Consider the following 11,485-nt stretch of genomic DNA (forward strand, 5'->3'; position numbering starts at 1 on the left):
ACGTCAAGCAATGCCAGTGTTTTATCAGCTTCATCGCCTAACGTCGCGTCGGGCATTCTATTTCCGGCCAAACAAAATGGGGACGTTAAATTAGAATTTTCGAGAACCGTTTCAATACGGATATCATGAATCCAGTGTTCGAAAAAGTTGTACTCGTAGGTAAAACGGTCACCGGCATCAAATTCAAAGTCATTCAGCATGATTTTGTAAGGATTGTCAGGAAACCCAATCCCACCGGAGTAGGAAATACCGTAATTTTTGCCATAAATACGGAATTGATGCAGATGATCATCCTGCCCCTGGACTTTGGCATGGATTCCCGTTTAGTAAAGGCAAAAAATAATTTAAAGATCGTGAAATAAAAAACCGGAGCACTCGTCTCCGGTCAGCTTTTCATGGCTAAACAACTATTATTTCAAACTGCCAACCATATCTTCTGGACGAACCCACTCATCAAACTCAGCTTCTGTCAGATAACCCAATTTCATCGCCGACTGTTTCAATGTCAGCCCTTCTTTATGGGCTTTCTTAGCAATTTCGGCGGCTTTGTCATAACCGATATGTGTATTCAGCGCCGTTACTAACATCAGAGATTCATTCAGCAACTGAGTAATGCGATCACGGTTAGGTTCGATACCAACTGCACAATGTTCATTGAAGCTGTGCATACCATCAGCCAGCAAGCGAATGGATTGCAGGAAGTTATTAATCACCATTGGGCGGAACACGTTTAGCTCAAAGTTGCCCGATGCACCACCAATATTAATAGCAACATCATTACCCATCACCTGAGCACAAAGCATAGTCACCGCTTCACACTGAGTTGGGTTAACTTTACCTGGCATGATTGAACTACCCGGTTCATTTTCAGGAATTGAAATTTCGCCGATACCACAGCGAGGACCGGAAGCCAACCAACGAACATCGTTTGCAATCTTCATCATGGATGCAGCCAGACCTTTTAATGCGCCATGAGAATGAACCAGAGCATCACAAGTCGCCAGTGCTTCAAATTTATTTGGTGCAGTGACAAACGGATGGCTGGTCAGTTCAGCCAATTTCTTAGCAACACGAACAGCATATTCAGGATGAGTATTTAAACCGGTGCCAACCGCAGTTCCCCCTAGTGCCAGTTCACAAACATGGGGAATACTGTCTTCAATGTGTTTCAGGTTATGCGTTAGCATTGCCGCCCAACCAGAAATTTCCTGACCAAGGGTCAATGGCGTCGCATCTTGCAAGTGTGTACGACCAATTTTAACGATATCCTTATAAGCTTCTGCTTTATCAGCCAATGTTTTTTGTAATATTTTCAGCTCAGGGATAAGGTGTTCACGCAGCGCGATAACAGCGGCAACATGCATTGCTGTTGGAAAAACATCGTTAGAACTCTGACTTTTATTTACATCATCGTTAGGATGGATAAGGCGTTCATTCCCCCTCACCCCGCCAAGGATCTCGCTACCACGGTTCGCCAACACTTCGTTCATGTTCATGTTACTTTGTGTTCCAGAACCGGTCTGCCAGATAGCAAGCGGAAATTCTGTCGGATGTTTACCTTCCAGCACCTCTTTCGCAGCAGCAATAATTGCCTCTCCACGTTCTTGCGGTAGAAGGCCCAAATCCATATTGACACTGGCCGCAGCCTGTTTGGTCAACGCCAGAGCATGAATTAATGCAACCGGCATTTTCTCCTGCGAAATGCGGAAATGCTCAAGTGAGCGTTGAGTTTGCGCTCCCCACAATTGGTCAGCAGGTACTTCGATAGGCCCCATTGAGTCTTTTTCAATGCGAGTGGCTGCCATTACTATCTCTCCTTAACACACAGAATAATCGAATATGCATAATCAGTCTTTGCAGATAAACTGATTAACATTCTGTTATCATGCCACATATTAGTTCCTGATTATGCCAACCAAGTCGTATTTATCGTATTGTGGTAGAAAGGAAATAGATTGATTTTTTTAAAAAGAGAGTAACGGCCATGTTGAAGATGATAAATCAGATCCAGCACTATTCATGGGGAAGCCAAACTGCCCTGACGGATATTTATGGTGTTGAAAATCCAGATAATCTGCCAATGGCTGAATTATGGATGGGTGCCCATCCTAAAAGCAGTTCATTTGTAACCAATCCTGAAACAGGAAAACCAATCGCCTTAAATGAATTAATAGCCAGTGATCCGGAAAAATATCTGGGGAAAAAAGTTTCAGATAGATTTCACCGTTTGCCTTTCCTATTTAAGGTATTGTGCGCGGCTCAACCTCTCTCAATTCAGGTTCATCCTGATAAAAAATCCGCAGAAGATGGTTTTGTCAAAGAGAATATCGCCGGTATTCCGTTGGATTCACCCAAAAGAAATTACAAAGATGATAACCATAAGCCCGAATTGGTTTATGCTCTTACCCCCTTCCGGGCAATGAATGGATTTCGGCCATTAAACGAAATCGCGCAATTACTGGAATTTGTTACTGCGGCCCATCCCAAGATTCCGTACTTTATTCAAACACCAAATGAACAGAATCTTGCCTGCTTATTTTCCCAATTGCTTAATATGAGTGGTAAACAAAAGCAGTTAGCCCTTGGCGTATTAAAATCAGCGTTAAACAGTCGGCTCGGTGAACCTTGGGATTCCATCAAGAAAATGACAGCGTTTTACCCTGACGATAATGGCCTGTTTATTCCACTTTTACTTAATGTCATCGAGCTTGAACCAGGTCAAGCCATGTTTCTCTGTGCACGCACGCCTCACGCTTATCTGGAAGGCGTTGCTCTTGAAGTTATGGCAAACTCAGATAATGTCCTACGAGCAGGCTTGACCAATAAATATATCGATATTCCCGAGTTAATGGCAAACCTTGATTTTGTGTCAAAACCAGCAGACACCTTATTTACTCTGCCAAAACAGGAAAAAACAGCGGAAAACTTCCCTATTCCAGTAGATGATTTTGCATTTTCTATTTATTCTCTATCAGAGCAGCCAATTAAACTGGATAACAATTCAGCATCGATTGTTTTTTGTGTTGAAGGTCAAACAGTTATACAATCTGGAGAACACCAATTAAGAATTTTCCCAGGTGAGTCAGTATTTATATCTGCTGCCGAAAAGGCTGTGATTATTCAGGGTGATGGTTTTACCGCCCAGGTTTTTAATTAATAATGCCAATCTGGGCCTGAAACTTATTCACAGGCCGTTAAGCACTGCTTAAATTCCAAGTGATGCTAACGGCCGTTTTTATACTAGAGGGCACATATTACTTACTACAAAGTATGTGCTAAAAGGATGGATTTCCATTATGAAAAAATCGTTAGTGGCCGTAGGCATTATTGTTGCTTTAGGAGCAGCTTGGACTGGGGCTTCATGGTATACAGGCAAGCAGATTGAACAACGTATAGATCAATCTATTTCCCGCGCTAATGCTGAAATGAAAAAAGCTTTCCCTGAAACAGGTCTGATGTTACAGAGTAAAGATTTCCACCGTGGCGTGTTCAGTTCTGACGTCCGCCTCATTTTGACAGTTAAAGATGGCGTTGGAAACGCAGAAATTAAACCAGGTGAAGAGATTTCAATTAAGTCTGTGATTGATCACGGCCCTTTCCCACTTGCACAAGTGAAAAAATTAACCTTAATTCCTAGTCTGGCTTCCGTTCATTCCGAACTGGAGAATAATGGAGCTTTAAAACCACTGTTTGAAATCACTAAAGGAAAATCGCTGCTTACTTCTGACTCACGTGTCAGTTATAGTGGTTCTGTTATTTCTGATGTTGATATCATCCCTGTCGATCTTGAAAAAAATGGCGCTAAGTTTAATTTTTCTGGTGCCAAACTGACTTCCGATCTTAGCCGTGATCTGAAAGAGATATCACTGGCAATCAAGAGTGACCAGTTAGCCATCAATAAAAATGACGAAAATTTCCTTGTCAAAGGCATTGATTTAAATCTGTCCAATAAAAAAGGCAAATTTGATATCTACGTTGGCGATCAAAGCATTAAAATTCAGGAAATCAGCCTAAAAGGCATCGGCAATGAAGATATGATGCTTTCCGGTATTAAAATAGATTCAAATATCGGTGAAGATGAAACTAATCTGAAAGGGAAAATCACTTACAGTTTAGATGCTCTCAAACTGAAAAATATTGATTTTGGTTCTGGTAAGTTTGCAATTACCGCGGATCGTCTGGATGGTGAAGCCGTGCGTAAGTTTACTCAAGCTTACAATGATGCAGCCGCCAAATCACTCTCTTCTGGTGATCTCTCTTCTGATGCGGCAGATACCGCTATTATTGACGCAGTATTGTCTAACCTGCCTATTTTGCTGAAAAACAATCCACAATTTGGTATCGAACCATTAACCTGGAAAAATGCCAAAGGTGAAAGCACCATTAATTACCACGTGAGTTTGAAGAGCTTACCGAAAGATAAAAGTAGCTTGTATTCAATGAAAACAGAAGAAGCTATCCGCACTTTAATTCAGAACATGTCTCTGAATGTCACATTACCAAGACCTATGATGATTGAGTTTTCCACTCAGTCAATGATAATGAATGGCATGGATAAAACAAAGGCTGAACAGAATGCTGAACAACAGATAAATCAGTTTGAACAATTAGGACAACTGTTTAAAATTACCACGGTTGATAAAGATGCTATCAGCATTAAGTTTAACTATGCAGACGGTAATGTAGAAATGAACGGTAAGAAAATGCCCTTACATCAGTTCCTGTCTGAATACTATTTATCCGACGACTCTTCTGATGACGACGAAGCACCAGAGCAAACAATGCCAGAAGACGACACCCACGACAGTGGAAAAGTAAAAGCAGAAGGTACTGTGCAACCTGCGCAGTAAAACGCGCCCATAAACGTTTTGTTAAATTGCCAGTCAACGCATGTGACTGGCATTTTTATATAAAAAAGGACTGGAATATGATTGACACAAAACTCCCACTGACAGATTTACACCGCCACCTTGATGGAAATATTCGGCCGGAGACTATCTTAGATCTTGCCAACCAACATAATATTCAGCTTCCAGCAAACGATCTGGAATCACTACGCCCTCACGTACAAATTATTGAAAATGAACCAAGCTTGGTAAGCTTTTTGCAAAAACTTGATTGGGGGGTGGCGGTACTGGCTGATTTGGACGCTTGCCGTCGTGTTGCAATTGAAAATGTTGAAGATGCCATCAATACTGGACTCGACTATGCTGAATTACGTTTTTCCCCTTATTACATGGCGATGAACCACAAATTGCCGGTTGAAGGGGTCGTTGAGGCGATTATTGATGGTATCCATTCTGCCCGTCAAAATAACGACATCGACATTCGTCTTATTGGAATTTTAAGTAGAACTTTTGGTGAACAAGCCTGTACGCAGGAATTAGCTGCCCTGCTAGCCCATCGCCAACATATTACTGCATTAGATCTCGCAGGTGACGAATTAGGTTTTCCCGGCCATCTTTTTCAATCTCATTTTACCAAAGCCCGTGATGCTGGCTGGCACATAACCATCCATGCCGGCGAAGCCGCTGGCGCTGAAAGTATTTGGCAAGCAATTAGAGAATTAGGGGCCACTCGTATTGGTCATGGGGTAAAAGCCATTACCGACCCCGTATTGATGGATTACTTGATTGAAAACCGTATTGGTATTGAATCCTGTTTAACCTCAAACCTTCAAACCAGCACCGTCAATTCTTTATTGGACCACCCACTCAAACGATTCCTGGAAAAAGGTGTTCTTGCTTCCATTAATACCGATGATCCAGCAGTTGAAGGCATCGACATCCGACACGAATATGAAATTGCCGCACCTGCCGCAGGTTTATCTATCGCGCAAATTCGCCAGGCTCAGATAAATGGGCTGGAAACTGCTTTTATCAGTGATGCAGAAAAACAGATATTACGCATGAAAGCAGCAAGTCGCTAAATATAAATAGCTCAGGAATGGAGTCTCCCATTCCTGATTATGGTTAATATTTGAAATATAATGTACAAATATGTAGTTCGTATAGTGCTGAATATGGACGTCACCGCAATATAAACGCGGTAATAGCTACATGATAGGTTCTAGTCGATTTTAGTAGATTTTTTGGTAATTTTGACCTTATGCTTTATCTATCAAAACACGTTAGGAGTTCTGGAATATGTCCGTATTGGATGGAGCGACAGCAGTAATAATTTGGCTGTTTATGATTTACGTATTGTATTTCAGTTATTTCTGGTATTTCTCTGTTCCGTTAGGCTTATTTTTTGTATTCATGACAGTTAAAACGGCTAAAACAGTAAAAATTAAATTTTTATGTGCTGGATTAGCGTTGTTTTTTTTAATTGCGCCAATTACTGCATTACTAAAATACAGGGAAATTTTTTATTTTTAGTAATTTGATAGAAAGACGAACAGCAATTTTCAACACCTGCGATAGCAACGTTAATCATATTAACGATCCTTTTCGTTAGTGTTTTTTGAAATTATTACATCATTTAATTTAAATATATTCTCTTCTTTTATAAGCCAATCTGTCATTTCGTTACTATACTTCTCAGAAATATAATTTTTATTTTCTAAATTGGTTTTATAGTTTACATCATCATTTTCTGGATGAGACAGATGTACACCTTCTATCCCCTCAAACAAATGAAATTGAGAATTAGCTTTATGAAGCCGGAAACCAAGATCAATATCTTCACCACCCCATGATTTAAAGTTTTCATCAAAACAGCCCACTTTTTCAAATAGTTTTTTTTCTACACTAAATATTGTTCCCCATAAAAAAACCCAGGGTGCAGGCATGGAGAATAATTTATAATTGAATCTCGCATACGAGCTTTGGCGAATATCTTTGCCAACACCTAATTCTTTCATCCTTTTAATTGTACTGTCTACATCATCTAGGTCAACTTTTAGATCCCACTTATTTTCAGAGTATAGACCGTATACATTTCCAATCGAAACTGATTGTGGGTTAGAGTTATGGAACTTGATCACACTCTTAACGAAATAGCTTGGCAAAAGTACGTCAGCGTCAATAAAAGCTAACAGCTCCCCTTTTGCATTCTTAGCTCCAATATTTCTCGCTCGGGCTACACGGAAACCTTCGTCAGGTACATATATATACTTGAGTTTATAGTTATAAACTCGTTTAGTAACAGCAAGACAAGTTTCATCACTAGAACCATCATCTACAACTATTACTTCGAAGTCACTAAAGTCCGCGCTTTGCTTGTTTAATAAAGAGAGCAAAGACATTAGGCTTTCTTTTTTGTTATAAGAAGGGATGATTATACTTAGAGTCATAAATTCATTATTCCTTAATCTTAATTTTTATTTCAAGAATCTTGGTTTCTATCTCTTATTTCAAGCGCATGTTTACTATTGATAGGTTATAGGACTACCTTTGCCTTTGAGGAAACCAAGCTTGCGCTTAGGTTTATCTTCTCTATATGAGATGACTTTAACCAATTCATGACCATTCTTGGCGATCACTACAGGCTCATCAGTGCGAACGACTTCCTGGATAATTCTGGACAGGTTAATTTTCGCATCGTAGATGTTAACCTTTTCCATAAAATGACCTCTTTTTGTACATATTTTAAACATAACCATTTTTATTGGTCTAGTCAATTTGGTTAGACTAATTTATTTTATTTAAAAATAAGATATTACTCACAAAAATCACACAAACATAAATCTTATTTATAATAAACAAGATTCTCATCTATAATATATAGAGTTCTAGAACTATTATTTTCCTATCAACATAACTGATTATTTACGTTTGTTTAAGGAGATGAATATGCCAGCAGCACAAGCTTACGCCCCACCTGGTTTTTGGGGACCTTGGGTTGATTTACAAGGATGGTCTAGTACTACTCATAATATTAGATATACTTTTGTAACAGAATCACAGATGCCATCCGCTTTTTCTGTTGAGATACAATATGTAGATCAGCCGGGGCCAAAAACTATACACGCTACAGGCCCAGGTGATTGCATGATACATGGAGGAGGAGCGGGAATAGACAGAATAAGATGTAAAAGCTTTTCTACAGGACAAAATGTTATTGTTACTTGGGATTAGTAACAATATACTACTAATAGCCTTACTTAATTTTTAAGTGGGCTATATGTGGTTCTTAAATATGACAGGTTCGAAATTATGAAAAATATATTTGTTATTATGATGTTCCTATCCGCAATAACTGGATGTTCCGATAAAAACAATCTAAATAGGCTAATTCAAACGAAAGAAGGGTTAAAATTTGAATTTCTATCCGGTGAAAAATTTATCTTAACCCAAGAGTGTACAGATCAAATTAATTATTTAGGATCACATGACGGAATGAATAATGAGTTATCATTAGTAGTGAAAAAAGATAAGCCATGTTTTCCTCGATTTAATGCTCTAATCAATAAAAACATTGGGACCAAAATGACAGTATCATTTAACGGTATTCCTATGTTCACAACGACTATTCAAACCTCTTTATCTCCTTCGTTTAGAATGGGGGCAAATGATAAAAGACAAGCCATTGGTATTGTGAACACACTAAAAAATTAGATGGGTTGCCATAAGTAGTTTTCAAAATAGTAGAGCACAGGGAACTCAACCCAATTTTTACGATCTGATGAAAGTGCTTTGCCAGCTATTTACATATCTATTTCCGTCTTAACCTCCGCGCATAACGTTGCGCCAATACTGCACACACCATCAACTGAATTTGATGAAAAATCATCAACGGCAACAACATTACGCCAACCGTCGCAGCAGGGAATAAAACATTTGCCATTGGTACACCATTAGCCAGACTCTTTTTCGAACCACAAAAAACAATCGTAATTTCGTCTTCTTTATTAAAGCCCAACCAACGAGCGGTATAAGTATTAATCATCAATACAATTGCCAGCATAATGCAGCAAATAATCCCAATCATCAGTAGCGAATAACCATCAATCTTATGCCAAATACCTTCTACCACCGCCTCACTAAAAGCCACATAAACCACCAAAAGAATTGATGACCGGTCAGTCATATTGACCAGCTTTTTGTGTTTTTCCACCCAACCGGCAATTAATGGCCGTGACAGATGCCCAATAATAAAAGGAACCATCAATTGCAGAATTATGGATTTTATTGCTTCCAGCGTATCGGGACTGCCCTCGCCCTGGATATGGATCATCAATCCGACTAATATTGGCGATAAAAACACGCCCAGAATACTGGATGCTGAAGCACTGCAAATAGCTGCGGCAACATTACCACCAGCAACTGAGGTAAAAGCAATAGCTGACTGAACCGTAGCCGGTAATGCACAAAGATAAAGGAATCCCCAATAAACCGTTGGTGTCATGATTTCGGGTACTAGCAAATTCAAGCCTAATCCGATAATTGGGAATAAGACAAAAGTACTGAGAAAGACCACCAAATGAAGCCGCCAATGTCCTATGCCGGCAATAATAGCTTGACGAGATAATTTTGCTCCATGCATAAAAAACAGCAGAGCAATAGCCGCTGTGGTTAGCCGTTGAAATCCTACTTTTATTTCACCTTCGCAAGGAAAAAATGTCGCAATAACAACTACCGTCACTAATACCATCAAAAAAGGATCTATTTTTAATCTTTGCCACCAAGTCATTTATCATTTTCCTTGCTTCGCAAATAATAAGCCCGGTAAATCAGGCTAAGCAGTAAATAGAATGTCTCAACAAAATATAGGCTTAAATTGCCACTGTACGTTGTTGTTCTGCCGACTGAATACCGGCTTCAATTAATTTCATGATTTGGATTGCTTCACTTGCCGTGACTGGATTAGGTTTACCTAGCGTAATCGCATCACGGATAGCAGCATAATAAGCAGAATAATTACCAGGCAAAGTCGGTACATGTTCAGTCACTAACTCTTCTCCACGTGACAGCGTCACAATACCATCACGAATATCATATCCCCACTCAGCATGCGGAGGCTTTTCCCCTGCTTTCAATCGCTCTTCCTGAGGATCAAGACCATATTTTACGTAACTGCCTTCCATACCATGCAGCGTATAAACAGCAGATTCAGCCGCCGCCACGGTTGTTGCATGAAGAACCACTTTGATATCCGGATAATTCAACAACACGTGGAAATAATCTACCGCTTCCGCTTGTGGGCGAATCATCCCCAAATCAGCCGTAATAGATTGCGGTTTACCAAATAGTTGAACCGCTTGATCGAGTAAGTGAGGACCTAAATCATACCAAATACCACTTCCTTGCCCCGCCGCTTCACGCCATCTTTGACGTATAACCGGGCGATAGCGATCAAAATGGGCTGCAAAATATTTTAATTTGCCCAAGCGATTCTCTTGAATTAACGATTTTATCGTCAGAAAACCGGAATCCCAACGGCGGTTATGAAATACAGAAAGTAATAAATCCGCCTTTTCTGCCTGCTCTTTTAAAGATTCAGCTTGTTCAACTGTGATGGTAAATGGTTTATCCACCACAACATGCTTACCCGCAGCCAATGCCTTCTGTGCCAGAGGATAATGCGTATCATTAGGTGTCGGAATAACGATTAAGTCAATGTCGGGATCATTAAAAAGATCCTCATAGCAGGATACCACCGGAATATTTGGCCAATCTGATTTCACTTTTTCAGCATCACTACTGGAAATGGCGGCTAATTTAACACCAGTAGTACCCGCAATTAATGGTGCATGGAACGTTTTACTCGCATAACCATACCCCACCAACCCAACCTTTAACAGCTCACGCATAACAGCCCCCTCAAACTCATTAATAATATGCAGCAATTCAACATCGGTAAAAAATATCATCGGTGATGACCGTTGAGCAAATTATCTCTGAATCTACTCTTGAAGATCTTTCAACCAATCTATTCCTACAACCTATTTCCTCAATCATCATAATCGCCTATTATTCTTTTTTCGTATAGCTTCAAGTGGAATGATTTATGTATCAAACCAATGATTACCACCGAATTAATGGTTGGATTCTGGCTCCGGCGGCTTATCTGATTATGACCTTTTTCAGTGCCAGCATAATGCTTGCCTTATATATTGTGGCATTTTTTAGTCAAAACAATGCATTGAGTGCCGGGCATAATCACTTTACTTTAATGTGGTTTCTTTCTGTTGCCATTACTGCGGTAATGTGGTGTTACACTCTATGGGTATTGAAACTGCTTTTCATTCGATCAAAAAGATTCCCTCAAATTTTTATTATTTGGCTTATTGTTACCGTATTAATTGCATTGAAAACTTTCGCTTTCTCCCCTATTCCTGATCAAATGGCTTTACGTGCATTAGCATGGCCACTATTGGCAACCGCTATTTTCGTCCCCTACATTAAACGCTCTCATCGAGTCAAAATGACTTTCACACAAGATCGATAACCTCAACTTTCTTTGGTTGTTATCATTAACAATAGATTGCCCTTGGTAAGACGAGGGCATACTGATAATTTAATAAAAAGTAAACAATTTA

The 11,485-nt window shown here is 39.6% G+C and carries 12 protein-coding genes and 1 pseudogene; 7 read left to right on the plus strand and 6 right to left on the minus strand.

The window, feature by feature from the left end:
* Positions 1-47: 47 nt before the first annotated feature.
* Positions 48-317 (minus strand): annotated as a pseudogene (locus EAE91_RS24130) (IS1096 element passenger TnpR family protein); the annotation flags it as partial.
* 93 nt (positions 318-410) lie between these two features.
* Positions 411-1,805, minus strand: coding sequence for a class II fumarate hydratase (gene fumC, locus EAE91_RS07600; protein WP_214087948.1), 1,395 nt, complete (start codon positions 1,803-1,805; stop codon positions 411-413).
* Positions 1,806-1,984: 179 nt separating this feature from the next.
* On the opposite strand from fumC, the gene manA reads away from it, so the two are divergent.
* The 4 genes from manA (at position 1,985) to EAE91_RS07620 (ending at position 6,380) form a co-directional block, all read left to right on the plus strand.
* The gene (gene manA / locus EAE91_RS07605; RefSeq protein WP_214087949.1) at positions 1,985-3,157 is read left to right on the plus strand and encodes a mannose-6-phosphate isomerase; all 1,173 of its coding nucleotides are present in this window, start codon (positions 1,985-1,987) and stop codon (positions 3,155-3,157) included.
* A gap of 139 nt (positions 3,158-3,296) precedes the next feature.
* Positions 3,297-4,850, plus strand: a complete 1,554-nt coding sequence (locus EAE91_RS07610; protein WP_214087950.1) for a YdgA family protein — start codon at positions 3,297-3,299, stop codon at positions 4,848-4,850.
* A 77-nt stretch (positions 4,851-4,927) separates the two neighbouring features.
* The gene (gene add / locus EAE91_RS07615) at positions 4,928-5,929 is read left to right on the plus strand and encodes an adenosine deaminase (protein WP_214087951.1); all 1,002 of its coding nucleotides are present in this window, start codon (positions 4,928-4,930) and stop codon (positions 5,927-5,929) included.
* 217 nt (positions 5,930-6,146) lie between these two features.
* Positions 6,147-6,380 carry a hypothetical protein gene (locus tag EAE91_RS07620; RefSeq protein WP_214087952.1) on the plus strand — a complete coding sequence of 78 codons (234 nt, stop codon included), beginning with the start codon at positions 6,147-6,149 and terminating at the stop codon, positions 6,378-6,380.
* Between the two features lie 59 nt (positions 6,381-6,439).
* On the opposite strand, the gene EAE91_RS07625 is transcribed toward EAE91_RS07620, so the two are convergent.
* Complete coding sequence (locus EAE91_RS07625; protein ID WP_214087953.1) at positions 6,440-7,297, minus strand: glycosyltransferase; 858 nt, start codon at positions 7,295-7,297, stop codon at positions 6,440-6,442.
* 75 nt (positions 7,298-7,372) lie between these two features.
* Positions 7,373-7,567: a type II toxin-antitoxin system Phd/YefM family antitoxin gene (locus tag EAE91_RS07630; protein ID WP_051560642.1), complete on the minus strand. Its 195-nt coding sequence runs from the start codon at positions 7,565-7,567 to the stop codon at positions 7,373-7,375.
* 229 nt (positions 7,568-7,796) lie between these two features.
* Between EAE91_RS07630 and EAE91_RS07635 the strand changes: the two genes are divergently transcribed.
* Complete coding sequence (locus EAE91_RS07635; protein ID WP_036776158.1) at positions 7,797-8,081, plus strand: colicin Z C-terminal domain-related protein; 285 nt, start codon at positions 7,797-7,799, stop codon at positions 8,079-8,081.
* 78 nt (positions 8,082-8,159) lie between these two features.
* Positions 8,160-8,561 (plus strand): hypothetical protein, encoded by a 402-nt coding sequence (locus EAE91_RS07640; RefSeq protein ID WP_036776159.1) that lies wholly within the window; start codon positions 8,160-8,162, stop codon positions 8,559-8,561.
* A 97-nt stretch (positions 8,562-8,658) separates the two neighbouring features.
* On the opposite strand, the gene EAE91_RS07645 is transcribed toward EAE91_RS07640, so the two are convergent.
* A complete protein-coding gene (locus EAE91_RS07645) occupies positions 8,659-9,636 on the minus strand; it encodes a bile acid:sodium symporter family protein (RefSeq protein WP_214087954.1) in 978 nt (325 codons plus the stop codon).
* A gap of 82 nt (positions 9,637-9,718) precedes the next feature.
* Positions 9,719-10,756, minus strand: a complete 1,038-nt coding sequence (locus EAE91_RS07650; RefSeq protein WP_214087955.1) for an oxidoreductase — start codon at positions 10,754-10,756, stop codon at positions 9,719-9,721.
* Positions 10,757-10,953: 197 nt separating this feature from the next.
* Here EAE91_RS07650 and EAE91_RS07655 point away from each other — a divergent pair, with 197 nt between their 5' ends.
* The gene (locus EAE91_RS07655; protein ID WP_214087956.1) at positions 10,954-11,394 is read left to right on the plus strand and encodes a DUF2569 domain-containing protein; all 441 of its coding nucleotides are present in this window, start codon (positions 10,954-10,956) and stop codon (positions 11,392-11,394) included.
* Positions 11,395-11,485 lie beyond the last annotated feature (91 nt).

Origin of the sequence: Photorhabdus noenieputensis, from assembly GCF_018448935.1 — a bacterium.
Lineage (GTDB): Bacteria > Pseudomonadota > Gammaproteobacteria > Enterobacterales > Enterobacteriaceae > Photorhabdus > Photorhabdus noenieputensis.